The sequence below is a fragment of the Paenibacillus piri genome, from assembly GCF_004354045.1.
Taxonomy (GTDB): Bacteria; Bacillota; Bacilli; order Paenibacillales; family NBRC-103111; genus Paenibacillus_S; species Paenibacillus_S piri.
Window position 1 is genome coordinate 209551 of the sequence record NZ_SMRT01000007.1, and the last position, 24688, is coordinate 234238.

24 protein-coding genes and 1 other RNA gene are annotated in these 24688 nt (G+C 52.4%); 4 read left to right on the forward strand and 21 right to left on the reverse strand.

The genetic code is table 11. The annotated features are described in order from the left end of the window. The first annotated feature begins 70 nt into the window (after positions 1-70). Both E1757_RS16610 and E1757_RS16615 read left to right on the forward strand, forming a co-directional pair. The gene (locus E1757_RS16610) at positions 71-2278 is read left to right on the forward strand and encodes a hypothetical protein (protein ID WP_133230066.1); all 2208 of its coding nucleotides are present in this window, start codon (positions 71-73) and stop codon (positions 2276-2278) included. A 235-nt stretch (positions 2279-2513) separates the two neighbouring features. Next, positions 2514-3017, forward strand: coding sequence for a hypothetical protein (locus E1757_RS16615; RefSeq protein ID WP_133230068.1), 504 nt, complete (start codon positions 2514-2516; stop codon positions 3015-3017). Between the two features lie 131 nt (positions 3018-3148). Here E1757_RS16615 and E1757_RS16620 read toward each other — a convergent pair whose 3' ends face one another. Further along, entirely contained in the window at positions 3149-4483 is a 1335-nt protein-coding gene (locus E1757_RS16620) for a PhoH family protein (RefSeq protein ID WP_133230070.1), read from the reverse strand. A gap of 107 nt (positions 4484-4590) precedes the next feature. Between E1757_RS16620 and E1757_RS16625 the strand changes: the two genes are divergently transcribed. Beyond that, complete coding sequence (locus E1757_RS16625) at positions 4591-5136, forward strand: YhcN/YlaJ family sporulation lipoprotein (protein ID WP_133230263.1); 546 nt, start codon at positions 4591-4593, stop codon at positions 5134-5136. Between the two features lie 55 nt (positions 5137-5191). On the opposite strand, the gene E1757_RS16630 is transcribed toward E1757_RS16625, so the two are convergent. The 12 genes from E1757_RS16630 to E1757_RS16685 all read right to left on the reverse strand — a co-directional run bounded on the left by E1757_RS16630 (position 5192) and on the right by E1757_RS16685 (position 14599). Then, positions 5192-5644, reverse strand: a complete 453-nt coding sequence (locus tag E1757_RS16630) for a pyridoxamine 5'-phosphate oxidase family protein (RefSeq protein ID WP_133230072.1) — start codon at positions 5642-5644, stop codon at positions 5192-5194. A 177-nt stretch (positions 5645-5821) separates the two neighbouring features. Beyond that, a complete protein-coding gene (locus E1757_RS16635) occupies positions 5822-6097 on the reverse strand; it encodes a hypothetical protein (protein ID WP_133230074.1) in 276 nt (91 codons plus the stop codon). 5 nt (positions 6098-6102) lie between these two features. Then, positions 6103-6546, reverse strand: coding sequence for a hypothetical protein (locus E1757_RS16640; RefSeq protein WP_133230076.1), 444 nt, complete (start codon positions 6544-6546; stop codon positions 6103-6105). A 15-nt stretch (positions 6547-6561) separates the two neighbouring features. After that, positions 6562-6834 carry a YlaH-like family protein gene (locus tag E1757_RS16645; RefSeq protein ID WP_133230078.1) on the reverse strand — a complete coding sequence of 91 codons (273 nt, stop codon included), beginning with the start codon at positions 6832-6834 and terminating at the stop codon, positions 6562-6564. A gap of 166 nt (positions 6835-7000) precedes the next feature. Next, positions 7001-8848: a translational GTPase TypA gene (gene typA / locus E1757_RS16650; protein ID WP_133230080.1), complete on the reverse strand. Its 1848-nt coding sequence runs from the start codon at positions 8846-8848 to the stop codon at positions 7001-7003. Positions 8849-9058: 210 nt separating this feature from the next. Beyond that, positions 9059-9727 (reverse strand): TerC family protein, encoded by a 669-nt coding sequence (locus E1757_RS16655; protein WP_133230082.1) that lies wholly within the window; start codon positions 9725-9727, stop codon positions 9059-9061. 85 nt (positions 9728-9812) lie between these two features. Further along, on the reverse strand, positions 9813-11036 hold the full coding sequence (thiI, locus tag E1757_RS16660; RefSeq protein ID WP_133230084.1) for a tRNA uracil 4-sulfurtransferase ThiI: 1224 nt from the start codon (positions 11034-11036) through the stop codon (positions 9813-9815). Positions 11037-11038: 2 nt separating this feature from the next. Beyond that, positions 11039-12208, reverse strand: coding sequence for a cysteine desulfurase family protein (locus tag E1757_RS16665; protein ID WP_133230086.1), 1170 nt, complete (start codon positions 12206-12208; stop codon positions 11039-11041). Between the two features lie 81 nt (positions 12209-12289). Then, positions 12290-12994, reverse strand: a complete 705-nt coding sequence (locus tag E1757_RS16670; RefSeq protein WP_133230088.1) for a lytic transglycosylase domain-containing protein — start codon at positions 12992-12994, stop codon at positions 12290-12292. Positions 12995-13235: 241 nt separating this feature from the next. Continuing rightward, positions 13236-13646 (reverse strand): MFS transporter, encoded by a 411-nt coding sequence (locus tag E1757_RS16675; protein ID WP_133230090.1) that lies wholly within the window; start codon positions 13644-13646, stop codon positions 13236-13238. A gap of 27 nt (positions 13647-13673) precedes the next feature. Continuing rightward, positions 13674-13877, reverse strand: coding sequence for a DUF1540 domain-containing protein (locus E1757_RS16680; protein ID WP_133230092.1), 204 nt, complete (start codon positions 13875-13877; stop codon positions 13674-13676). Positions 13878-14098: 221 nt separating this feature from the next. Beyond that, entirely contained in the window at positions 14099-14599 is a 501-nt protein-coding gene (locus E1757_RS16685; protein WP_133230094.1) for a YpuI family protein, read from the reverse strand. Between the two features lie 189 nt (positions 14600-14788). Between E1757_RS16685 and E1757_RS16690 the strand changes: the two genes are divergently transcribed. Further along, positions 14789-16696 (forward strand): S8 family peptidase, encoded by a 1908-nt coding sequence (locus tag E1757_RS16690; protein ID WP_133230096.1) that lies wholly within the window; start codon positions 14789-14791, stop codon positions 16694-16696. 167 nt (positions 16697-16863) lie between these two features. Here E1757_RS16690 and rnpB read toward each other — a convergent pair. The 8 genes from rnpB to E1757_RS16730 form a co-directional block, all read right to left on the reverse strand. Further along, an RNA gene (gene rnpB, locus E1757_RS16695) (RNase P RNA component class A) lies at positions 16864-17273 on the reverse strand. 134 nt (positions 17274-17407) lie between these two features. Then, a complete protein-coding gene (locus tag E1757_RS16700) occupies positions 17408-18523 on the reverse strand; it encodes a Nif3-like dinuclear metal center hexameric protein (RefSeq protein WP_133230098.1) in 1116 nt (371 codons plus the stop codon). Continuing rightward, positions 18490-19260 carry a tRNA (adenine(22)-N(1))-methyltransferase gene (locus E1757_RS16705; protein ID WP_133230100.1) on the reverse strand — a complete coding sequence of 257 codons (771 nt, stop codon included), beginning with the start codon at positions 19258-19260 and terminating at the stop codon, positions 18490-18492. The genes E1757_RS16700 and E1757_RS16705 overlap by 34 nt, the downstream gene beginning before the upstream one ends. After that, positions 19261-20097, reverse strand: a complete 837-nt coding sequence (locus E1757_RS16710) for a hypothetical protein (protein WP_133230102.1) — start codon at positions 20095-20097, stop codon at positions 19261-19263. It abuts the gene before it with no gap. Positions 20098-20246: 149 nt separating this feature from the next. Beyond that, positions 20247-21365, reverse strand: coding sequence for an RNA polymerase sigma factor RpoD (gene rpoD / locus E1757_RS16715; RefSeq protein WP_133230104.1), 1119 nt, complete (start codon positions 21363-21365; stop codon positions 20247-20249). 47 nt (positions 21366-21412) lie between these two features. Continuing rightward, on the reverse strand, positions 21413-23245 hold the full coding sequence (gene dnaG / locus E1757_RS16720; protein ID WP_133230106.1) for a DNA primase: 1833 nt from the start codon (positions 23243-23245) through the stop codon (positions 21413-21415). A 40-nt stretch (positions 23246-23285) separates the two neighbouring features. After that, on the reverse strand, positions 23286-23747 hold the full coding sequence (locus E1757_RS16725; protein WP_133230108.1) for a YaiI/YqxD family protein: 462 nt from the start codon (positions 23745-23747) through the stop codon (positions 23286-23288). A gap of 121 nt (positions 23748-23868) precedes the next feature. Beyond that, positions 23869-24675: a pyruvate, water dikinase regulatory protein gene (locus tag E1757_RS16730; protein WP_181956659.1), complete on the reverse strand. Its 807-nt coding sequence runs from the start codon at positions 24673-24675 to the stop codon at positions 23869-23871. Between the last annotated feature and the right edge of the window lie 13 nt (positions 24676-24688).

Sequence of the window (24688 nt, forward strand, 5' to 3'; positions counted from 1 at the left end):
GCCGTTTACGTTCGAAGGACTGCCCTTGGCAGAGCTTTAAGTGAACGATGCGTTCAAGAAAGGGGAACCGATGACGCGTTTATTTTCCAAAACCGGAAACGGATTTCACAAGTCCTCGAACGGACTTTATTCCGCTTCATCCCAACATCGATCCGCCCGGCCCCTTGCCCTTCAGACCAGGCGGGCGGGGAATGCCGGCATTGCCGAAATAACGAGACTGCAAGCAACCATTGGAAACCGGGCCGTCGCCCAGCTCATGCGAAATTCGGCCGCCGGCCTGCAGCATCCGCAGCTCTCTGCCGTACAGGGCAAACGGCTGATACAGATGATGCCGAAATTTAAAAACGAGAATGAAGCGATCCTTTATTTCGAGGTTTGGGATGAAGACAGCTTGTTTACGGAGCATGCCCAGGAGGTAGAGCAGCTGCTGCAGCTGGCCCGCAGGCAAGGCTGGGAGGATCTGCAGGAAAGAATCGAATACGCCCGGAGTCAGAGTGAAACGGTTGCGATTGAACGGTTTCAAGGCTGGGACTTGTCAGATGCCCGGATGCTGCCGGAGGCGATACGGCTGTTGGAGATGGCTCAGAACAAAGGCTGGGACCGGCTGGAGGATCTTGTGATCCGTTATGTGCGGGAAACCGAAGATACCCTTGATTTGCAGCTCTTGTCGGACGGACTCTCGCCGCTGCAGCGAAGCTTCCTGAATCAGTGGGAGGACCGTTCGCCGATCCCGATGCAGGAGTTGAAGCAGCTTGTTCTTCAACGGGGCGATACGAAGGAAAATCTGGATTGGCTGCGCCGGCTGCTGGAATTGCCGGTTCACACGTTGTCGGTAGCCCAATATGATGTCATTGACACGTACCGGCCAGACCTGATCGGCAACGATCCGGCATTGCGGCGGGTAATGGCGATTGTCAGCGGTTCGCCAACCCCGAAAGAAGCCCGTCAACATATCGAGACGGTGAGAGAGTACAATTACGATATTGAGTTTGCTTTGACCGCGGTGGCAGGCTCCAGCGAGCATGCGGACCGCGTCAGGGAACAGCATCTGGAACAAATTCGTGAGCATACCGGCATTAAGAAGCAAGCGGTTCAGGACAGCAGCTACAAACAGGCATTCGGCAGTTTGACCGGCAAACAAAAAAAAGATCATGGCATATCCGTTAAAAAAGCGGAGATTGAAAAGATCGTGAATGAGAGGCAGCAAAAGCTGTCGCAAAGCAACATCGACGAGATTGACGAGCAAGCCCGGCAGGCGGAACTGGAGGTCATTTTGTCCATAGGACCCGCAGCCTATGAAAAACGGAGACAGGAATATTTGACGTTTTTCCAGGAGGTCCATTACGACCCGGCAGCCATTCCTGCATTAGAGCTGGGCGGACAAAGCTTCCAAACCGCCAAGCAGATCATTAAAACCGTTCGCCAAGCGCCGAAAATGCTCGAATTGATTGAGCACGGCCAAATAAAAATGGCGATTTATCAGCGGTGTCTCAAGGTGCTGGGACCGGATAAGCTCAACGCCATTCTGACTCAGATCGACTGCGATACGCTGCTCGGCTTTACGGCTAACGAATCTTGCCTGAAGCTGCTGCAGACTATGCATAACGATCAAGTGCCTGTGAACCGGATCAAGCAGCTGCTGCAAAGCTCTACCCTGGCCGCCTATAACAAGCCTGAATTTGCCGCCGATTTTTCCCGGCTATTGCTTCATTACACGCCGATCCAGATTGAGTTTCTGATGGTCGATGTCCCGCAAGGGGGTAGTACGGGCCTGGAAGTGCTGCTGCAGCTGCAGCCGTACGCCGCTTCCTCCGGGGATCTGGGGGCCTGTCTGAAGCTGGCTCGCAGAATGGGCTGGAATCAAGCCATTTTGCTGCAGCAAATAACCGCGCTGCCGCCAGGACGGACGGCCGGAGAGCTGACTGCCCATATGTATAATCAAAAGCTGTCGGTGTTCGAGCGCGATACCCGTTTCAGGCTATGGATCCATACGCTCGGCATCTTAATCGAAGATAAGGGTTATACCGTCGACGTCGGCGATTCCTTCGCTCTTTCCGGCCCTAATACATTCGAACGGATCTGCACAATAAAAGACGATACCAACACCGTCATCGGCAATTTCGTCGCCCACTATCATCCTGGCGCAAAAGCGAGCGCGGAGCATCCATACGGCTCCGGCGCGCATATAAAGCCTCATCGCGGCAACAGCGCTACAATAAGGCTCGGACTGTTCGAATTGCCCGATAAGTTGAAAGCGATCATCCCAAGCAAAAAATAGCTGTTGAAGAAATTACGAATTCAGCTTCTTGAAAGCAGGGTATGCTATATACTGATTATCAGAACGGCTTGCCCAAAAAGTTTCAGGCCGGCTTAAAGCTTTGCTGTAGTCTGCAGCAGCTTTATTGCGCTTGCGGCCCCTGCGGCAAGCGTTCCCTTTTTCCGGTTGCTTGCGGCGCGCCGGTCCTTCATGCTACGATCATCATAATTGTACGTTAGAAAGGAGGCGCCGCGTGATGGCAACCGCACATAAATTCGGTCTGCTTATGGATATGCCGGATCATAAGCTGCCTGGCTTTTATGCCCAGGTGATCAAGGCGCTCGCCGCAAAAGCCCCCCTATTCGACAGGGATAAGGAGCTGCTTATTTTCTCGTCTGCGGACGAGCGGCTGGCGGCTCACCCCATTATGGAGCAGTACCGTATTCCTTACGAGCTTATGGCGCTGCTGCTGCTTCCCGACTCCGTCAAACCCCGGCCCGTCTACACGGATTATGGGTTTGTCAGCAGGTCCGGCAATAGCTACGTTTATGCTGACGAGGTATATTTGTTTACGCTTCATGCCGGTCAGGCGGGAGCCGAGCCCGCACAGGCGGCTGAACAGCTTGAAGAGCATTTGCTCGCCTCATTTGTGCAGGGGGAAGAAGCCGTCTATGTGACGGACTCGCCTTCGGACGAGCTTGCACGTCGAATAGCCCGCGCCTACCGCTGCGAGGCCGTTGACTTCTTGATCGCCGACTGATTTCGTTCGTGTCCGGCGAACCAGATAAGGTCCATCCGGTCCTTTAGAACGCCAAAAAGGCGAAATCGGGGCAACGGCAAAAAAAGCAGGGAGACAGTCATTGCAGACCGTCTCCCTGCTTTTTTCAATTATTACAACAGATCGGCCGCAAGCTGGGCCAGATGCGATCTTTCCCCCCGCTCGAGGGTAATATGACCGCTGATGTTCTGGTCCTTGAACCGCTCGACCACATAAGTCAACCCGTTGCTGGAAGCATCCAGATAGGGGTGATCGATCTGCTCCGGATCGCCGAGCAGAACGATCTTGCTGTTTTCGCCGACCCGCGAAACAATCGTTTTAATCTCGTGCTTCGACAAGTTTTGGGCTTCGTCGATAATGATGAACTGGCCCGGAATGGAGCGGCCGCGAATATAGGTGAGTGCTTCAACCTGGATGCTGCCGAGTCCGGCCAATATTTTATCGATGTCGCCGGGCTTTTTCGTATCGAACAGAAACTCCAGGTTATCGTAGATCGGCTGCATCCACGGACGCAGCTTCTCTTCTTTTTCCCCCGGCAAATACCCGATATCTTTACCCATCGGAACGACGGGACGGGCGATCAGCAGCTTTTTATATTTCCGCTCGTCTTCGACCTTCATCAGACCGGATGCCAGCGTGAGCAGCGTTTTGCCCGTACCCGCTTTCCCCGTCAAAGTTACAAGCGGGATCTCGTCATTGAGCAGCAGCTCCAGCGCCATGCGCTGCTGCGCATTGCGGGCGCCGATACCCCAGATCGGATCGTTGCTCAAAAACAGCGGTTCCAGCCTTTTCCCTTCCGCATTCACCTTCAGCAATGCCGATTTGGACGTACCCATCTCGTCCTTCAAAATGACGAATTCATGAGGATGCAGCGGGTAAGTCAAATTCAACGAATTGACGCTTAAATGCCGGTACGTATAAAACTCGTCGATAATAGCCGGATGCGCATGTATCGTCAAGTAGCCCATGTACATATCCCCGGGCACATTGACGACCCGGTCTGTCAAATAATCCTGCGCCGTCAAGCCGAGCACGTCGGCTTTAATCCGGACCAGCGTATCTTTGCTCACCATAATAACCGGTCTCGGGTCGGGCTTTTCCTGTTCTTCCATATGATAATTGAGCGCGACCGCCAAAATACGGTTATCGCTTGTGCCTTCGGCAAACGTTTCTTGCAGCTTCGCAAAGCTCCGGTGGTTTAATTCGACCTTCAGCTTGCCGCCGTTCGGCAGCTTGATGCCTTCATACAGCCTGCCTTGATTCCGCATGCCGTCCATCATGCGAGAGATTTGTCTCGCATTTCGGCCCAGCTCATCGGCATTGCGTTTTTTTGAATCAATTTCTTCCAGCACGATGGCGGGTATTACAACCTCATTATCCTCAAAAGCGTAAATCGCATTCGGATCCTGCAAGAGCACATTCGTGTCCAGTACAAAAATTTTTTTCATATGAGTCCCTCCCAGGTTTGGTGTTTGGCTGTTCGCAATACATAGGAATTCACAGTCAAGGACAAACTAACCAAAGCTATTAAAGGGATAGAAAGGAACGATCAATGATGAGAATATTTGTCTACTGTATCCTGCTGCTGTTCATTTTGGTAGGATGTAACCAATCACCAAAGAATGGAGCTTCCCCCGCTCCGGCCAACGATGCAAACCGGCAAGTGAAGGCCCAACAAACGGCGCCTCAAAAAAAGGAAATTGTCGATTCGCAGGCCGTCTCCGCACGTTTGGAGCAAATTGCCACCAGCGTTCCGTATGTCGAAAACGCCAAATGCGTCGTTTTTGGAAACACAGCGGTAGTCGGAATCAATGTGCCGCCGGAGATGGACCGGGCCAAAGTGGGTACCATCAAGCTCTCGGTTGCTGAAGCGTTGAAAAAAGATCCTTACGGTGTCGATGCTATCGTAACGGCGGATATGGATCTTGCTGCAAGAATCGGTAAAATCAGAGATAATATCCGCAACGGCAGACCCGTCAGAGGTTTTGCCGAGGAAATGGCGGAAATTATCGGACGCATTATTCCGCAGCTTCCGCGGGATGTCGAACCGCCTCCATCCGAGCAAAGCAAAGAACCGCAAATGCAGAACCCTAATCTGTAAAGCGTGAAGTCGATTCATTTAGAAAATGGAGAAAAAGCCTAGAATCCAAAACATTCTAGGCTTTTTTCATCGCATCAAAAACTTGATTATCCAATTTCTCCGCTGCGCGCTTGTCATACGTTTTTTCATATTCGGGCGCAGTGGAAATACGCGCTCCGTAAAACATCGCATCCCGTACGACCGAGATGTCGATATCGAAACAAACCAATTTGAACGGCACGCCTTCGAGCGCTTCCGTTACAATACTGCATTTTCCATAGATCGCATGGACCGACCCCGCCCCGATGAACGTTAAATTCACCTGCGGGTTTTGTTTGATGTTGCTGACAATTCGCGAACGCTGGTCCACGGCAAAGCGAACCGTTCCCGGATCTTTGGCAAACAGCCAGGAGATCGCATTCATGCTCGGTCCGCCGGATTCATAATCGATTGTGCTGAGAAGTGCAAACGATTCCTTTTGCATGGCTGCGAATAATGGTTCCGGCAGTAGTGTGATCGTTTCTGCCATGGCTACCCCTCCTGCGTCTTTATCTTTGTGTGTTGCTGTGTTGATGACTATATTATAGCACAGGTATGTATCGGCAACCACAGACACTTGTGGATGTCCATTCTGAACACGGTTTCTACGCCAGCCACTCCCTTTCATGCTTTATATTTTATTTTATTGATATTCTCGTTAGTTATGTCATTCATTGTTGTACTTCGGATTCGAATTAATATCTTCCAGCAGCTGCCCGGCGGATTCTTTATCGAACATCAGCCGTTTGCGCTTGCCGTCGACGACATAATGAATATGCACCATCGTTTCGTCCTCGGTTGCTTCAAACTCCGTTAATGTGTGGTCCTCCCGCAAAATCTCCTCAAAAAACCGCTGCGTCTCTTCCGCCGCCTGATCGTCCCGTCTGGCTTCCGCGACTATTTTGATCTGCAGCCAATTAAACAGCGCATCCTCAAGCCTCATCTTCGTTACTCCCCTCTCAGCAGAGCGATTGCGAATCCTTGCCGATGCCAATTTTGCATTGCGGCCACCCATTGCCCGACAACCGGATCGGGGTTGTTTTCAGCTAGCCGTACCGCTTCCCCAAGCCATCCCTCCAGCTCGGCCGCCGACGGCAGCCGGTCCCAATAAGCCTGCGCGCAATGCGACAGCTCCAACGCCCCTTCCCCAAACACGATCTGCCCGCCGCCAGCCAGCTCAAACGGCAGCTCGTCGATGCCGCATGCCTCGGAGTCCTCGCTCAGCAGCAAATTCGCCTTAAAGCTCACGAGCAGCCGCGGATGAACAGATTTCATCAATGCCAAAAAACGGTCGGCAGCCGCACCAGGCGCCAGCTCCAACCGTTCGCACAGCAATGTCACGGATGGTTCCGTTTCATCGATCGATACAGGGGTCAGCCACAGTGTGCTCATTCAGCTCACCTCATCTTATGACTTTCTGTTTTGCCGTTCCTGGAAAAAATAGCGGATTTTCACCATCAGCATAAGCGCGACCGCCACAGCCAGACTCGGAATAATCGGCAGCGCTCCCAGTTGAAACATCAGCAGCATGAGCGCCCCGACACCCAGCAGCAAATAAATAACAGCTTCTTTCAGGATAGGCAGCCTGCGTGTTTTAAACACTTTATTATACACGTACGTAATCAGCACGAAAATGATTATGTAAGTAATGTAAGGATGGGCACGAAACCATTCGGTCATGGGCGAAAACCTCCTTTTATTGTAGCGCTGCTTGTTAAATATCCCCACAAAGCGGGGCCTTGCTTCGAAGCTGATTCAGGTACTTTGCGGGGAGCCCCGAAACTTATAAATACTATAATGTTTAAAAAGAAAGCTCTGAATCCTCAGAGCTTTCCGGCAATCGTCTTTATGCGTTCGCTTCTGCCATTTTGCGGTGTTTTTCCGCACGCTCGCGTTCGCTTTTGTTCAGAATTTTTTTGCGCAAACGAATCGATTTCGGCGTAATTTCGCAGTATTCGTCGTCGTTCAAATATTCCAGAGCCTGCTCCAGCGAGTACAGCCGCGGCGTTTTCATTTTCACCGTATCGTCTTTACCTGCCGAACGGATGTTGGTCAGCTGCTTTTCTTTGCAGATGTTGACAATAATATCGGTATCGCGCGTATGCTCGCCGACGATCATCCCTTCATATACCTCGGTTCCCGGCTCCAGGAACAAGATGCCGCGATCTTCGACGGAAAGCATGCCGTACAACGTCGAAGTGCCGGTCTCGCTGGATACAAGTACGCCTTCATGACGTCCGCCCACACCGGAACCAAGATAAGGACCGTAGCTGTCAAACGCATGGTTCATGATGCCGTAGCCGCGGGTCAAGGTTAGAAAATAGGTGCGGTAACCGATCAGGCCGCGGGCCGGAATCAGAAATTCCAGGCGCACGTTGCCTGTGCCATTGTTGATCATATTCACCATTTCGGCTTTGCGCGTTCCGAGGCTCTCCATCACCGCTCCCATGCTTTCCTCGGGAATGTCGATGATAAGCCGTTCCAATGGCTCGCTCTTTTGTCCGTCGATCAACTTGATAATAACTTCCGGCTTCGACGCCTGCAGTTCAAAGCCTTCGCGGCGCATATTTTCGATCAATATGCCAAGGTGCAGCTCTCCGCGGCCGGATACGATAAACGCATCCGGGCTGTCGGTTTCGTCGACCCGCAGGCTGACGTCGGTTTCCAGCTCCTTGAACAGGCGCTCGCGCAGCTTGCGCGATGTGACCCATTTGCCTTCGCGTCCGGCAAACGGACTGTTGTTCACCAGGAACGTCATCTGCAGCGTCGGCTCGTCGATTTTGAGCACAGGCAGCGCTTCAGGGTTCGCAGGGTCGGCCAACGTTTCGCCGATGTTGATATCCTTGATCCCCGAAATAGCTACGATATCGCCGGCTCCGGCTTCTTCGACTTCAATCCGCTTCAATCCTTGGAAGCCGAACAGCTTCTCGATTCTCGCCTGCTTCGTTACCCCTTCGCGGTTAATGACAGCGATCGGCTGACCCTGTTTCACGACGCCGCGGTTAACGCGTCCGATCGCGATGCGGCCCAAATATTCATTATAATCCATCAGCGTAACCAAAAATTGCAGCGGCTGTTCGATGCTTTCCGACGGCGAAGGAATATGCTCCACAACCGTATCGTAAATGGCCTGCATATTGGCATCCTGCTTTGCCGGATCGGCATCCATGCTTGAAGTCCCCATTAAAGCGGACGCATAGACGACAGGGAAATCCAGCTGCTCGTCGTTGGCGCCCAGTTCGATAAACAAATCCAGCACTTCATCGACGACTTCGGCAGGACGCGCGTTCGGGCGGTCGATTTTGTTGACGACGACGATTGGCGTTAAATTTTGTTCCAGTGCTTTGCGCAGCACGAACTTGGTTTGCGGCATCGTACCTTCAAAAGCGTCCACGACCAGCAGAACGCCGTCAACCATCTTCATGATCCGCTCCACTTCGCCGCCGAAGTCGGCGTGGCCCGGCGTATCCACGATATTAATCAAATAATCCTTATACTTGATGGCCGTATTTTTGGCCAAAATCGTAATGCCGCGTTCCCGTTCCAAATCGTTGGAGTCCATGGCCCGCTCTTGAACCGCTTCATGCTCGCGGAACGTGCCCGATTGCTGCAGCAATTTGTCCACCAAAGTCGTTTTTCCGTGATCGACGTGAGCTATAATGGCAATGTTGCGAATTTTATCTCTTGCATGCATATGGTTTCCTTACCTCTCCTTATTAGACTCTCCGGCTGCCCTGAGCAGGCAGGGTCGGGGTCCGTTCATAAAACAAGCGTCGGACATAAGCGCCGACGCTTGACATTTATAAATAGTATACGCGAATTTGTTGCAAAACGCAAGGAGAACCGACAAAGAACTGACAAAGTGGGAAGCGCGGATTATGTCTCCGTTCCGCTGTCGGCCTGCCTAAGAATGCTTCGGCTTCGGTCCGCCTGCCAATTTTTTCAACAATCCGGCCCCGATCACGACTACTGTACAAACGATCGGAACGACCCAATGCGGAACGCTTTGCAATACGATATGGGATACCGTCTCGTCCTTCACGAACATTTCGCCGGCCGTATAGCCCAATATACCGGCTCCGATATAGACAAGTACCGGAAAGCGGGTCAGCAAATTCATGACGAGCGTACTGCCCCATATAATAATCGGAACGCTTAAGCCAATCCCCAATATGATAACAGTCAAATCGTTTTCCGCTTTGGCCGCGATAGCCAGCACGTTGTCGAGACTCATGACAAAATCGGCGATAATGATCGTCCAGACCGCTTTGCCCAGCGTGGACGCTTCCTTGACATTGGAATGACCGTCGTCGTCGATGAGCAGTTTTACCGCGATCCAGATAAGAAGCAGCGAGCCTGCCGCCTGGATGTACGGGACGCTCAGCACATAAACCGCTATAATCGTCAGGATGAGCCGCAAGCCGATCGCACCGACGGCCCCCCACCAAATCGCTTTTTTCCGTTGATGGAGCGGCAGGTTTTTGCTGGCGAGCGCAATGACAACCGCATTATCGCCGCTGAGTACGATATTAATCAGCATAATTTGCAAAAATAACAGGAACCATTCCCACATGTAAATACCCTCCACTTATGCTCGACTCACCACGCCATACTCTCTTATACAAGCTTATGACGAATAAGTTTTTAATATATTTGTTTTAGAAAAATGATGCATGCGAGTGCCGCTGCCCGCCCTCCTGGATCCAGATCGTTTCCGTCTGCTTAACCGCCTCATCCAGCTCCGCCTCGAGCCATTCCATCTTGCTTTCAATGCTTTCCACGACGCGGAGATTCGGATTCGTGCTCGGCGACGGCGGCAAAAACAGCGTACAGCAGTCCTCATGCGGCTGAATCGAAATATCGAACGTATCGATCATCTCGGCAATCCGGATAATTTGCTGCTTCTCCATGCAAATCAGCGGTTGAATAACCGGAATTCCGACTGCTCGTCCGATCGCATTCATGCTTGCAAGCGTCTGGCTTGCGACTTGACCCAGGCTTTCCCCCGTAACTATGGCGGAAGCTCCGCTGCCGTCGGCCAGCTTTTCCGTAATCCGGAACATCGCCCGCCGCAAAATCGTAATGAGTAAATTTTGCTTGTACGCCTGATGCACTTTCGTTTGCACGGACGTAAACGGAACCATGTGGAGTTTGATATCCCCCGCATAAGCAGACAGCTTGCCGACCAGTTCCTTCACCTTTTGCTGCGATCTCTCGCTGGTGTACGGATAGCTGTGAAAATGTACGGCCTCCAGCTTCAAGCCTTGGCGGAGCGCCAAAAAACCGGCAACCGGGCTATCGATGCCTCCCGACAGCATCAGCATCGCTTTGCCGTTCGTCCCAAGCGGGAAGCCGCCGGTTCCTTCGACTACTTGAGAAAAGATCAGCGCCCGCTCGTCGCGCAGCTCGATCTTCAACTCGATATCCGGGTTGTTGACATCGACCTTCAAGCCGGGAACCGCCCGTAAAATAGAGCCGCCGACAAGCTTGTTCATCTGCTGCGAATCATAGGGGAAGCTTTTATTGACCCTTCGCACCGTTACTTTAAACTTGATTTCCGTCTCTTTTGTCCGATAATCCGTAACCGCAGCCTGCATCGCCTCCTGCGCTGCCAGCCGTACGGCTTCAAGCTCCAGCGGAGCGGTAAGCACGGGACTGAACGAACCGAGTCCGAGCACCTTTTTCAGCTTTTCCGCGATGTGCGGAAACGATTCGCCGTTCAGCTCGATATAAACTCTGCCGAACTCGCGGATAAAGTTCAGCTTCGGAAACGGACGCAGCACTCTGCGCACCTGTTCGTTTATCGCCTTTTCAAAGCGATGCCTGTTTTTTCCTTTTAGCGTAAGTTCTCCTAACCGTAGCACGATTAAATCGGGTATCATTCTTACCTCCGTCTTCGCTGCGGTGTTATCGCTGGCTTTAATTGCTCCACAGCCTGGCTCAGGATGCGGCAAAACGATTCCGCGTCCTCAAGCGATTGGTCGAGCGAGTAGCTGATCCGGATGCCGCTCGTCGCTACCGCATCGTCGCAGCCCATCGCTTTCAGCACTCTGCTCGGCTGAGCGGCGGCCGAGGAGCAGGCGGAGCGTGTGGATACATAAACGCCCTGTTGTTCTAAAGCATGAACCAGCACTTCCGACTTCATACCCGGGAATGAAAAATGGATGATATGCGGTGCCATGATGGAAGCGTCGTCGGCCCCGTTTAATACGAGTTCCGGAATTTGCCGTATCCCCTCGACGATGCGCTCCCTGATCGCGGCGGTATGCCGGACAAAATCCGGCTGCCGCTCGGCGGCCATCCGCACGGCCTTGGCCATTCCGACTATGCCCGCGACGTTTTCCGTTCCTGGCCGTCTTCCGCCTTCCTGACCTCCGCCCCATACAAGCGGCTCCAGCTCCAAGCCGTGCCTGCAATAGAGCAACCCGTTCCCTTTGGGCCCGCGCAGCTTGTGCGCGGAGCAGGACATCAGATCGATTCCACAGCGAGCCGGCGAAATCGGCAGCTTGCAAAAAGCCTGCACCGCATCGACATGAAACAGAGCCCTGGAATTGCGGCTTTTCAGCAGCTCGCCGATTTGTGCGATTGGCTGGAGGGTGCCTACCTCGTTATTAACCGCCATAACGCTGACCAGAATCGTCTCCTCGGACAGCGCCTCCTCCAGAGCGGTCAAATCGGTCACGCCGGCCGCATTGACAGGCAGGACGGTAATCCGCATGCCTTGCTCCTCCAGCATATGGATCGTCTCGAATACCGAAGCATGCTCGACCGCCGTCGTAATGATATGGTTGCCCCGTCTCCGAAACTTTCGAACGGCGCCTTGAATTGCCAAATTATTGCTTTCCGTGCCGCCCGACGTAAAAATAATTTCATCCGGTCGGCCATCCAGACTGTCTGCAATAACGGTTCTTGCTTGCTTGACAAGCTGCTCGGCTTCGACCCCAATCCGATGCAGCGAGGACGGATTGCCGAAATGCGTCTTCAGAACCTCGGCCATCGTATCTACGACCTCACCGTAGGGCGGAGTCGTTGCGGCATAATCCAAATATAGCATCGCTCTCTCCTCACAAAAAACAAGACCCGGCAAAAAGCGCGTTAATGAGCGGGCTTGTTGCAGGTCTTGTCTATATTAGATCTAAGCTTCGTATTGACGCTGAAGCCTCATCACTTTGCTTACGTAATTCCGGGTTTCCGTCGGAAGCAAGTGCAGCTTCTCCTGCAATTCTTGATCGTTCGTGATGCCCAACCGGGTTATCCTGCCTGATCCGGCGTTATATGCGGCCAGAGCTACCCCTTCATTGCCGTTAAATTGCTTCAGCAGCCGGGACAAATATCGGGTGCCGCCGTGAATGTTTTGCACCGGATCGAACGGATTGGTCACGCCGACCTCCTGCCCGGTATCGTCCATCAGCTGCATCAATCCCTTCGCTCCCGCTCTCGATACGGCGTAAGGATTAAAGGCGGATTCCGCGTCGATTACCGCTTTCACCAGACTTGGCTGCACGCCGTTGCGGCGACTGGCATCCTTGATAAGCGGATCCAGCTCGGCTGCCTTCGCCGGTCCGCGCAAATTGCTTTCGCGATACGGGAACACTCCGAAGAAAGGAGAAGTCATGGCTGTCGGCTGCTGCTCCGGTTTCAGCGCTGCAGATGCGGCTTTGACCGAACCATTCGCAGCGGCTTGTCCTCCGGAAGCTTGCTCCAATAAGCTGTTCAACAGTTGGGAAAATTCCGAGCCGGAAGATTCGCTGCCTGCCGCAGAGCCGCCAGTAATAAAATCCATTTTATTCAGCATTTGCAGCTGGAGCAATTCCTTCAACGTTCTTGGATCAATGTTCATATGTACATATACTCCCCGTCCAACAGTATCTTCACTATTGTACACTGTTTCGGACGCGCCATCCAGTTTTTTTTAATATCGGACGATTTTACCGGTCAGCTCCGCTTGTATTTCCGGACTGCCTGATTGTCGATGAATAACGGACAAAAAATCACCGTAACAATCAGTCTGCAGTACTCTAACAAAACCAAGCCCATATCGGGCTTGATGGCTTGGTTTTTGATTCGGACACCGGAAACTATTACGCGTATAACGGGACAAGAAGAAAATAGCCTGCCAAAGAGATAATGCCGAGAATAACGGAACTGACGCCCAACGCACGGTTTCCTTGGAGATAACTGATCACGCCAAGCAGCGCGGCGGACACGCCGAACAGAACAGGCAAAGCGAAGAGGGATAAAATTCCGATAATCAGTCCCGCATATCCTACCCATTTGCTGCCTGTTTCCAAAGGCTCTTCCTGAGCTTCCGATAGCTGTACGGATCGTTTATATTCCATCGGGGCCTGAACAGGCGCTCCATAAGGCGAAAGCTCGGCTGCATATTCTTCGCGGTTTTCCTGGCCGGTCTCCTTGCGCAGCTGGTCCATGGACAATTGATTCGAATGATGCGGATGCTGCTCCCCTGTGTGCCGGTCTTTGTGCTCATTCACGGGTTTAGCCTCCCAATAATCGGATTCCTACTTTTTTGCTTTGAACGTGTGGCAGCATGTATTTGCCGCGCTGGACGCCCGGTCCTGATGACCGCCTAGATCTTCCGCAAATTCGGCGCTTAAGTCGGCTTTTGCGTGCTGGTCGATATCGATGGCGATCGAATTAGCGGAGCAATTATTGCCTTGAGCCCAATATTCACAATTCGCTACGCTGCATTTTACGTCTGGCATCTTCATCACCCCTATCTCAATTTGCCCGGCTCGATAAGGGAGTATTCTTCTCAAACGCTGGGAAATGAGGACACAACAAAGTCCCCCAAAAGGACGTGAAGCTCCGAAGCCAATTCCTATTACTTTTGGAGGAGCCCCCGGTCATCCACAGAAATTTGCTGCGCATAATTTCCTAAACAACAAAAAAAGAGATGCGCTCGGCATCTCTTGCATGTACAAAGCTAAACCCGCTCGCCCTGCATCCGTTTTTGAGTAATATAATCCGTTTCGTAGTAGGCCAGATCCTCACGAAGCGTTTCAAAAATTTTGGAAAGCTCAATCGTCAAATCGCGCGCGGCACGGACCGGTTTCTTCCGGAAGCGGATCGCATCCTGACCGGTATATGCATAGCGTCCGTCCTCGGAATAGCACTCGTTTTTCGGATAAAAGAAATTGTTGACACAGCTATGATAAACTTCATAGAGCACCTTTTCCGCATACTCCACATTAAAAGTCGGACGACGCAAGCAAACGCCCAGCTTTTCGTAAGCAACCTCGGAAAAAACAAGCAGGTGTCTCGTATCCGATAAATACCCTTTGTAAAAATCCTCCATCGCTGCATCCACTTCCGTGTTCAGCTTCGACAAGGAGTTTTCGTTTAAAAACTGTTCCATTTTTACAATTGCTTCGCTTAGTTTGGTTTTGGTTGATTCACATACATTTTTCACATTAAATACCGCCATCTGAAAGACCTCCTCTTTCAACCATACCTATTTTGTTAAGGTAAACATACTCTCTTCCATCCTACCACAAATCGTTCTTAAAAGTAATAAGGAAAATGACCATGCCTATAGGCGAAGTTTTCCGGTAGTAAGAAATTTTCGGACCGGAGACACTAACCTCATCATTTTTAAGGCAAAGGAGCTTATTCCATGTGGAAATATGCGTTGTCATTCGTTTTACTGCTCGCCTTCGGCGCGATGCTGTTTCCCCGCAGCGGAAATGAACCGCACTATGAAGGTCTCGCCTTATCGCCCGCAGCCGAAATGCAGATGAAGCAGCAAACCTTACAGCAGGACATGCAGCTGACAGGCGATTTGTGCCGCAGCCAATGCAGCCTTGAGTTGCATCGCGTGCTGCAGCAGAAAAGCCGGGAATCCGCAGACGGCAAGCTGAAGGGCTTGCAGGAGCTGCAAAAGGAGCACCCTCATATGGAGCAGCTCATCTGGGTTACCGCAGATCAGCCGGTCGATAACGGCATCAGCGTCGGCGGCTTGCAGGATGAAATTCGTACACTTGCCGTGCCTGAACTGAGAAAAGCGAAAGCGGCGGTGGACCGCGGCGACAGCTATCAATCCGCATTGCTGCAAAGCAAGGGAGAACCGTATTTTGTGCTCGGCGTTCCTGCGGAGCAAGCAGGCTCCGGTCTCGTCGGCGTTGTGAAGCAAAGCATCGTCAAGCATGTCGAAGATCATCAGCTCAAAAATTTACGTCTTGTCACATACCCGCGCGAAGGCAAATACAAAGTGGAATCCGTCGATTCCCGAACGCTGCAGGATGTCCAGGTGGACCATCCCGAGCAAAATGAAGGCACCAGCCATTACACCGTCAATCAAGTCGTCGTCCGTTTTAAGAAAGAGCCGAGCGCGGCCGAGCTGGCCCAAATCCAATCGGATATTCGTACGACGCGCCCTCATCATAAGCTTGGGTATACGTATGTATTCGAATCCGAGCATATGGAAGCGAAGGAGCTGATGAATTATTTCAAAAAATGGGATGTAGCGTATTCGGAACCCCATTTCTTATATTTAACGAATTCCGCGGTTCCATTCAACGCTCCGGAAGTTAATCAACGCGAAGCAAATACCGATGCGGCCGGGGCTATTACGCCCAACGATTCACTTTACCATCGGTATCAATGGAACTTGCCGCAGATAGAGACCGAGTTGGGCTGGAACGTCAGCAAAGGCTCGCAGGATGTGACCGTGGCCGTCGTCGATACCGGTGTGGATATAAACCATCCCGACCTGAAAGATCAGCTCGTCTCAGGAACGAACGTGGTCAACGACGGCGCGCCGCCGCTCGACGACGTCGGCCATGGAACGCATGTAGCGGGCGTGATCGGCGCAATCGTCAACAACAACCTGGGCGTCGCGGGCATGAGCTGGTATAACCGCGTCATGCCGGTGAAGGTGCTCGATCAATCAGGAGCGGGCAGTACCTATTCCGTATCTCAAGGAATTATTTGGGCGACGGACCACGGGGCCAAAGTAATTAACCTCAGTCTGGGCAATTACGCGGAAGCCAATTTTCTGCATGATGCGATTCGCTACGCCTATGACCACGATGTCGTGCTGATCGCGGCCAGCGGCAACGATAATACCGATCGTCCCGGCTATCCGGCCGCATATCCGGAAGTATTCGCCGTAGCGGCGACGGATGCCAGAAAGGGCAAAGCCTCCTTCTCGAATTACGGCAATTATATCGACGTGGCCGCTCCGGGCGTCAGCATAGCAAGCACCTATCCGAACAATCAATATGCGGCTCTGTCCGGCACTTCCATGGCCAGCCCGCATGTCACCGCGCTTGCCGCGTTGATCCGCTCCGTCAATCCTTCCTTGAAAAATTCGGAAGTGATGCAGATTATGCGCGAAACGGCACAGGATATTGGCCCTAAAGGAAAAGACAACTATTTTGGCTACGGCCTGATCGATGTGGTCGCCGCGCTAAAAAGAGCCGAAGGCTATAAGCCGACCACGAAGTCCTCGGAGCGGCCGCAGCCTGAGTCTGATACAGTTTCATGGACGCAGCGGCTGTGGAATCTGCTTTCCGGCCGATGATCGGCAGCCGATCAAATCTGCAATATTATTTGTCCAAATACAGGATAAACGGCTTCGCCGTCCATCGAGCACGAGCGCGTTTGTCAAGATTGTATGAAGCAAAGTAGAAAAACTTAAATTTTCTTTACACAGCACAAAAACCGCCAACAGGCGGTTTTTCTTTGGTTAAGGAAAGCTTGCGCATAAGCCGGGTTCTGTACTTCCAGTGGTCGAAACGGGTACCACCCTCCCACCATTGAAGCGACAATCATCTATCTAGGCCAAGCATTGCTGCTTGGCTCAAGCGACCAACCCGAACGCGTCCCGGGCCGGGACTGACTCCTTGAAGGAGACTTGCGTTCCATTAGGTCTTGCACCAGATGGGGTTTACCAGGACGTATGTCACCATAGGTCCTCGTGGTCTCTTACACCACGGTTCCACCCTTACCTGTACGCGGGCAAACCCGCGCCATCGGCGGTCCATTTCTGTGGCACTAGCCTTCAGCTCGCGCTGACTGGACGTTATCCAGCATCATTGCCCTGTGGAGCCCGGACTTTCCTCTCGTGATTTCTCACCAGCGATTGTCTGTCAAGCTTTCCTGAGTGCATCTGCTAGTATACAGCGAATCGCAACAAAAAACAACTGTAAGCTGTTTGCCATTATTACCATGGCCGTTATTGGCTGTTATTATGGCTATAGCTGCCAGTTCAGCTTATATCCGCCTAAGCACATTAAACGAACCGGAACGGCTCCGTATCGATTTGCGAAGCATGAACAGGGGTTGAATATTTTTTGTGCTGCAGCTTGCCGAGCAAATAATCGGCGACGCCCCGCTTCATGATTTTCTCGACATTATGACCCGGATCGATGAGCGCAAGCCCTGCCGCTTCGGCATCCTGAGCGGTATGATAGTCGATATCGCCTGTGATCAGGACATCCGCCCCCGCAAACAGCGCATGTCGGACATAGCGGCTGCCGGATCCGCCGAGCACGGCAATTTTCGATACTTGCCGCTGCGAATCGCCGACGACTCTCAGCGCAGGCACGTCGTATGCCGATTTAACCCGCTCGCAAAGGCGGTCCAGAGTAACAGGCTGCGCCAGCTTGCCGACCCGCCCAAGGCCGAACGAGCGGCCTTTCAGATCGAGCTGATACAAGTCGTAGGCGACCTCCTCGTACGGATGCGCCTTGAGCATCGCCTGTACGGCTCTTCGCTCCGCGCTTTGCGGCACAATCGTTTCAAGCCGTATCTCCTTGACCTGCTCCAGCCTGCCTTCGTTGCCGATGAACGGCTCACTTCCCGCTTCCGGTACGAACGTCCCCGTCCCTTCCATATTGAAGCTGCAGTGACTGTATTGTCCGATCCAGCCGGCCCCCGCCTGAAACAGCGCCTGACGGACGCGCTCCACATGGTCCACAGGCACGAACACGACCAGCTTCTTCAGCTTGTCGGTATGAATATCTTCCAAAGGCGACAGGCCGGTTAAGCCGAGTGCTTCGGCCATCATATCGTTAACGCCGCCCTCTGCCACATCCAGATTCGTATGGGCAATATAAACGGCAATATCGTGCTTGATCAGTTTTTCATACAGTCGACCGGCCGGCGAATCGGTTTGCAGATGTGCAAGCGGTCTGTAAATGATCGCATGATGGGCAATGATCAAATTCGCGCCCAGACGGATCGCTTCGTCGACGACCGGTTCGTTTACGTCAAGTGCAACCAGCACGCCGCTAATTTCCTTTTGCAGCGTGCCGAGCTGCAGGCCGATTTTATCGTCCGGCACGGCGTAATGCTTCGGTGCCAGCTCCTCCATTAGTTGGATGACGGTTTGTCCTTTTGCAAGCACGCCAATACCTCCTTGATTTCGTTGATTTCCGTCTCAAGCTCCCGCTTCTTGCGCAGCGATTCCGGCAGCCCGGAAAGCTCTAATTGGCTCCGGATTCGCTCCAGCTTTTGCAGCTCCAGCTTCCATTTGTCAAACCAGACCCGCTCAGCCTGCCGTATCAAATACGGCCCAAGCTTGAGCAGCAGCTCCCGGCTTACCGTTATGCCGCAGCCTAACGCCCGATCCCTATATACCTGTTCGTTCGTCGTCCGGGCCGAGCTTTCCGGTTCTGCCGTCAATATTTCGTAAATCTTGCCATCTTCCTCCAAAATATGTTCGGCCGTCAGCACCCACCGATGCTCCGCCAGCCATAACCGGACGAAGCTCTCGCCCACATTGGGCTGCAAAATCAGCGTACGTACGCCTGCCAGCTTATCACGGCCCGCCTCCAGGATGGAGGCTATGAGAGCGCCTCCCATTCCGGCAATCGTTATTACGTCGACTTCACCGGGCTCGATCACAGCCAGGCCATCGCCCAGCCGTACATCGATCCGCGAATGCAGCAGCGCGTCGCGCACCTGCTTCGCAGCCGCTTGATAAGGACCCGGATTCACCTCGCCGGCGACCGCCGAGCTGATCCTTCCCCGCTCCGCCAAATACGACGGCAGCAGCGCGTGATCGGAGCCTATATCCGCCAGTCTGCTGCCATGGGGAACCAAACTGGCGATTTTATCCAGCCGTCTTGACAATCGTATCATTTAAGCAACCCACTCTGTCCATTTTTTTCGCGAACTAAACAAGATGCCCGCTTCCACAATCAGCTTGCCCAAAAACGCAAGCTGCACCGTCTGCGCTCCATACTCTTCGGCATACAGCATAGCATACAATTCCGGCATAAACCAAACGATGCAGCAAAGCATTAGAAATACCGTTCCGGTCCGCTTGCTTTTATCCAGAATCATCCACCCAAGCCAGCCGAAAAGCAGCGATAGCGGTACCCAGCTCAGCTCTAGCATAACCCAGTTAATGTCGGCAAGCCGGTTATGCAGCAGCCAACCGTAACAAAATACGAGAACGACCCAGCCGCTCAGCTGGAACAGTATTCTTCTGGCTAACAGCCCGGTCAGCATCCACACCAGACTGCAGCATACGACATAACCGACAGCCGGCACCGCAGCGTGAATGCCATGCTGCCTCAACAGAAAAATTCCGATAAACAGCAGGAATAAAGAAGCCATCCCGAATAAGATTTGAGCCTTTACCGGATCCTTTTGGTTGAGGACGCTCCCTATCGCATAACAGGCGAATAAAAAGGCCGAAGCGATGCCAATTTGCATTGGTAATTCAAAAGCTGTAAAATGAAGAGCAGCAAACGAAATAAAGCCGATGACCGCGATAATGACAATCCATATTTTCCAATTACTGTTTTTTATTGCAGAGGATGCAACGCCCAGAATCCGGCTTTCGGAGGTTGAAGCTGCCGGCGAATCCTCCATATAAATGCGCAGCAAAAAATCGCAATATTGCTCCGGCAGCAGCTTGCTTCTACGCCAATGCTCAATTTCGCGGACGATCGTTTTACGCTTTTCATCCATACGCTCGACGGTTCACCTCTTTAACGGAACAAATCCGATGGATTCTGCCCGTACATATATTATTACTTTTTATCGGTTGAGGCGAAACAAAAAATTAGACCTTACCGCATGTTCTGCAGCAAGGTCACAACGCATTCCATACATTCTTTTTATTCGAGAAAATCTTTTAAACGCTTGCTGCGGCTCGGATGTCTCAGCTTGCGCAGCGCCTTGGCTTCAATCTGGCGAATCCGCTCGCGGGTCACGCCAAAAACTTTGCCGACTTCCTCGAGCGTACGCGTGCGGCCATCGTCCAGGCCAAAGCGAAGCCGAAGCACGTTTTCCTCACGCTCCGTAAGTGTGTCCAGCACATCCTCCAGCTGTTCCTTCAACAGCTCGTAAGCCGCGGCATCGGCTGGAGCCAACGCTTCCTGGTCCTCGATAAAATCACCCAGGTGCGAGTCGTCCTCTTCCCCGATCGGCGTTTCCAAAGAAACCGGCTCCTGCGCAATTTTCATAATTTCCCGCACTTTGTCGGTGCTCAAATCCATCTCTTTTGCGATTTCTTCCGGCGTCGGTTCGCGTCCAAGCTCCTGCAGTAATTGGCGGGAAACCCGGATCAGCTTGTTGATCGTCTCAACCATATGTACCGGAATCCGGATGGTTCTCGCTTGATCGGCAATGGCGCGGGTGATGGCTTGACGAATCCACCATGTCGCATACGTACTGAACTTAAACCCTTTGGATTGGTCAAATTTCTCAACGGCTTTAATCAATCCCATATTGCCTTCTTGGATTAAATCCAGGAACAGCATGCCGCGCCCTACATACCGCTTCGCAATGCTTACGACCAGACGCAAATTGGCTTCGGCCAGACGGCGCTTCGCCTCTTCGTCGCCCAGCTCGATTCTTTTGGCCAAGCCGACTTCATCCTCGGCGGACAGCAGCGGAACCCGTCCGATTTCCTTCAGGTACATCCGCACCGGATCGTTGATTTTGATGCCAGGAGGAAGCGACAAATCGTCATCGAAATGAAAATCGTCGTGCTCCTGATCGATCGGATTCATATCGTGATCTTCATCCGATTCGTTTCCGACATCAATCCCCATCTCCGAAAGCTGCTCGAAAAACTCGTCGATCTGCTCAGGATCCTGATCAAAAGGAGCCAGTTTCTCCATAATATCTTTGTAGGTCAATGAGGAACGCTTCTTGCCTTGCTCAATCAGCTGCTCCTTTACTTGATCCAACGTCAACTCATTCTCTATCTCAGTACGTTGATCGTTCGCCATTCGCCAACTCCCTCCTCCCCGGGGTCATCATCTTTCGCCATGGCTGCTCAAGATGATTTCAACTGCTTCTCCAGGGACATAATCTCATTGCCTATTTGCCCAGCCAGCATCAGATTGCCTGAGTTTGCCGCCTGAACCATTTCTTCTCTTTTTCGTTCAATCAACTGCTGTTGAGGATATTTCTTTATTTCGCGGATGTAATCATCAATCACTTGACTATTGACCCCATGAGAATTACCCATCATTGCAATGGAACTGGCCAAACTCTCCAGCTCTTCGTTTTGAAGCATCGCGATAAAGCTGCCCGTATTCGGCTCAAACCCTTGCGTATAATAAGCGTATAAATAAGCTGCCAGGGCCGAATGCTCGTCGACATTAAATTGGTCTCCCAGCTGACGCTCCACGTACTGCGTCGTATCGCGGTCGTGCAGCATAATGGCCAGCAGCTGACGCTCCGCGTTATGATATGCTTTAAGCAAGGAAGGCGCGCGTTCCTGCGGTCTCCCACCATTCATAACATTATTCCACGGTTTGTCTTTATTATCCCCGAATTTGTTGTTTTTTTCCGATTGAAGCCTGATTTCATTCAGATCCTGCCAAGCCGCTTCAAACGTTAGACGAAATTCGGCAGCCAATTCCTTCACATAATGTTCTCGCTCAACCGGCGAAGGAAGTTCCGCAATCACTCGAAGCGCTTGTTGAATGTAGCGAAGCTTTTCCCCATCCTCCTGCAATTTGAAATTTTTACGAAAATATAGAAGTTTATATTTGATCGACGGTACGGCAGCTTCAATCACTTCCCGTACGAATCGTTCAGAACCGTTGGCCGTAATGTACTCGTCCGGATCCTGCAAGTTCGGGAGTACGGCGATCTTCACGAGACAGCCCGCTTTCTCTAGAATCGGAATGCTTTTATAAGCCGCATTTTGACCGGCCGCGTCTCCGTCATAAGCAACCGTCACTTGATCGGCCTGCTTGCGGATCACATCGGCATGCTCCTCGGTCAACGCCGTGCCCATTGTGGCCACCCCGTCCGTTACCCCGGCTTCCCATGCTTTAATAACATCCATATATCCTTCGAACAATACGAGCTGCCGCCGCTTGCGGATTTGCGGCCGCGCAAGATGCATGTTGTACAAGCTGCGGCTTTTATGAAACAGCATCGTTTCCGGGCTGTTCAAATATTTCGGCTGCGCATCTCCCATGGCCCGGCCTCCGAACGCGATCAGCTGTCCCTTCCAGTCGTGAATCGGGAACATGATGCGGTCCCTGAATTTGTCGAAATAGCCTTGTCCGTCCTGTCTGACCGATAGAAGTCCGCCTTTCTCCATCAACGGCAAAGGGAACTGCCGTCTTTCCAGCAGCTGGGTTAGCGTGTCCCACGGTGCGGGCGCGTAACCGATGCCGAACGTATCGATCAGCCTGTCGTTCAAGCCGCGGGAGCGCAAATAGTGCATGGCCTGCTTGCCCTGCTCCGTATTTTTCAAAATATACTGATACAGCTTGCCGGCCAACTCGTAAGCCTCAAGCAGCTTCGCGATTTCCGGGTTTTGCCGCGAGTGTCCGCCCGGCGTCGGATCGATCCCGATATCCAGATTCGCTTCCTTGGCTAGCCGGCTTACGGCTTCCGCAAAAGAATACCCTTCCATCGCCATCACGAATTGAATCGCGCCGCCTCCGGCGCCGCATCCAAAGCAATGATAAATCTGCTTTTCCGGTGTAACGGTGAAGGAGGGCGTTTTCTCCGAATGAAAGGGACAAAGTCCCTTCATGTAGTGACCCTGCTTGCTTAGATGGACGTAACGGCCTACTACATCGACAATATCATGATGCTTGAGAACAGCCTCGATGACTTCCTCTGGAATACGTCCATTACTCATCCTATCCACCTTCGATCAAATTAACACGTAATAGTATTCGCTACAGCGTTGAATTATCCTGCAAGCGGCGCAAAACTTTTGTCAAAGTTTGTAGAAAAAACTGTCGATCCTCCTCCGTAAACGGCTTGGGGCCCTTCGAATGCTTGCCGCCGCGCCGCTGCTTGGCTTGCTCATGCCGCCGGTCGAGCAGGAAATCGATCGTCCGGTCGCTGTAAGTCTGGCCCCGGTTGGACAGCGCAATTGCCTTTTTACCCAGCGCGATCGCCGCTAATCCGAAGTCCTGTGTTATTAATACGTCGCCTGGAGCAATTCGATTCGCTATATACAAATCTGCCGATTGATCCGAGCGGTCCACCTGCACGATCTGAACGCCATCCATCGGCGCCAGACGATGGTCGAAAGAGGCGACCATGACCACTTCGGTTTGAAACTGCGCCGCGGCCTTGACGATTTCGGGTTTAACCGGACAAGCGTCGGCGTCCACAATAATTTTGTAAGCCATCTCATTCCACCGGAATCCTTATAAATACTACCGTAATATTATATACGATGAAGAAGCAAAAAATCCTGCTTGCGTCCTGAAAGAAAACCTCTATCGAAGCCTTTCCATGATGAAAAAGAAGCTACCCGCCGCGGTACAAGTCGATGATCAAGCTCGCGGTCTCCTCGACGGCTTTATTGGAAACATCGATTACCGTGCAGCCGATCCGGTTCATAATCTGATCGGCATACTCCAGCTCCTTGTTGATCCGCTCCACCGTAGCGTACATCGCCGTCTTCGGCAAGCCCAACGCTTTAAGCCGTTCCGAACGTATAATATTGAGCTTCTCCGGCGTAATGCGCAGCCCGACGATTTTTTTATTGGAGACGGTGAACAACTGCTCCGGCGGCTGAATTTCCGGCACAAGCGGCACATTGGCGACCTTGAACTTTTTATGCGCCAAATACATCGATAGCGGCGTTTTCGACGTTCTCGAGACGCCGACCAGCACGATGTCGGCCTGCAGCACGCCGGTAAAATCACGCCCGTCGTCATATTTGACGGCGAACTCGACGGCCTCGACCTTTTTAAAGTAATCCTCGTCCAGCGGATGAATCATGCCGGGCTGATGACGCGATTCCTGCTCCAGCTTCTTTTCGAGCGAGCCGAGAATCGGTCCGAGCAGGTCAATGTACAGCAGCTGATGGCGTATCGACTGCTCGACCAAATAATCTCTCAGCTCGGGAATGACGAGCGTAAATACGATAATCCCGTCCTGCTCCTTTGCGGTTCGAACCAGCCGGTCGATGCCTGCGCGATCTTCCAGAAACGGCACGATCCGCACATCCACGTGCTGCGGATAAAACTGCACCGCCGCTGCGCGCACAACCGCCTCCCCGGTTTCGCCCGCCGAATCGGAGGCGATAAAGATCACGGGATTTTTCCCCATTGCCACGATCGAC

What these genes read in the sequence shown, in the direction of transcription:
- E1757_RS16610 (WP_133230066.1), top strand. Translation starts at nt 71, where the DNA reads ATGACGCGTTTATTTTCCAAAACCGGAAACGGATTTCACAAGTCCTCG.
- E1757_RS16615 (WP_133230068.1), top strand. Translation starts at nt 2,514, where the DNA reads ATGGCAACCGCACATAAATTCGGTCTGCTTATGGATATGCCGGATCAT.
- E1757_RS16620 (WP_133230070.1), bottom strand. Translation starts at nt 4,483, where the DNA reads ATGAAAAAAATTTTTGTACTGGACACGAATGTGCTCTTGCAGGATCCG.
- E1757_RS16625 (WP_133230263.1), top strand. Translation starts at nt 4,591, where the DNA reads ATGAGAATATTTGTCTACTGTATCCTGCTGCTGTTCATTTTGGTAGGA.
- E1757_RS16630 (WP_133230072.1), bottom strand. Translation starts at nt 5,644, where the DNA reads ATGGCAGAAACGATCACACTACTGCCGGAACCATTATTCGCAGCCATG.
- E1757_RS16635 (WP_133230074.1), bottom strand. Translation starts at nt 6,097, where the DNA reads ATGAGGCTTGAGGATGCGCTGTTTAATTGGCTGCAGATCAAAATAGTC.
- E1757_RS16640 (WP_133230076.1), bottom strand. Translation starts at nt 6,546, where the DNA reads ATGAGCACACTGTGGCTGACCCCTGTATCGATCGATGAAACGGAACCA.
- E1757_RS16645 (WP_133230078.1), bottom strand. Translation starts at nt 6,834, where the DNA reads ATGACCGAATGGTTTCGTGCCCATCCTTACATTACTTACATAATCATT.
- typA (WP_133230080.1), bottom strand. Translation starts at nt 8,848, where the DNA reads ATGCATGCAAGAGATAAAATTCGCAACATTGCCATTATAGCTCACGTC.
- E1757_RS16655 (WP_133230082.1), bottom strand. Translation starts at nt 9,727, where the DNA reads ATGTGGGAATGGTTCCTGTTATTTTTGCAAATTATGCTGATTAATATC.
- thiI (WP_133230084.1), bottom strand. Translation starts at nt 11,036, where the DNA reads ATGATACCCGATTTAATCGTGCTACGGTTAGGAGAACTTACGCTAAAA.
- E1757_RS16665 (WP_133230086.1), bottom strand. Translation starts at nt 12,208, where the DNA reads ATGCTATATTTGGATTATGCCGCAACGACTCCGCCCTACGGTGAGGTC.
- E1757_RS16670 (WP_133230088.1), bottom strand. Translation starts at nt 12,994, where the DNA reads ATGAACATTGATCCAAGAACGTTGAAGGAATTGCTCCAGCTGCAAATG.
- E1757_RS16680 (WP_133230092.1), bottom strand. Translation starts at nt 13,877, where the DNA reads ATGCCAGACGTAAAATGCAGCGTAGCGAATTGTGAATATTGGGCTCAA.
- E1757_RS16685 (WP_133230094.1), bottom strand. Translation starts at nt 14,599, where the DNA reads ATGGCGGTATTTAATGTGAAAAATGTATGTGAATCAACCAAAACCAAA.
- E1757_RS16690 (WP_133230096.1), top strand. Translation starts at nt 14,789, where the DNA reads ATGTGGAAATATGCGTTGTCATTCGTTTTACTGCTCGCCTTCGGCGCG.
- E1757_RS16705 (WP_133230100.1), bottom strand. Translation starts at nt 19,260, where the DNA reads ATGATACGATTGTCAAGACGGCTGGATAAAATCGCCAGTTTGGTTCCC.
- E1757_RS16710 (WP_133230102.1), bottom strand. Translation starts at nt 20,097, where the DNA reads ATGGATGAAAAGCGTAAAACGATCGTCCGCGAAATTGAGCATTGGCGT.
- rpoD (WP_133230104.1), bottom strand. Translation starts at nt 21,365, where the DNA reads ATGGCGAACGATCAACGTACTGAGATAGAGAATGAGTTGACGTTGGAT.
- dnaG (WP_133230106.1), bottom strand. Translation starts at nt 23,245, where the DNA reads ATGAGTAATGGACGTATTCCAGAGGAAGTCATCGAGGCTGTTCTCAAG.
- E1757_RS16725 (WP_133230108.1), bottom strand. Translation starts at nt 23,747, where the DNA reads ATGGCTTACAAAATTATTGTGGACGCCGACGCTTGTCCGGTTAAACCC.
- E1757_RS16730 (WP_181956659.1), bottom strand. Translation starts at nt 24,675, where the DNA reads ATGGGGAAAAATCCCGTGATCTTTATCGCCTCCGATTCGGCGGGCGAA.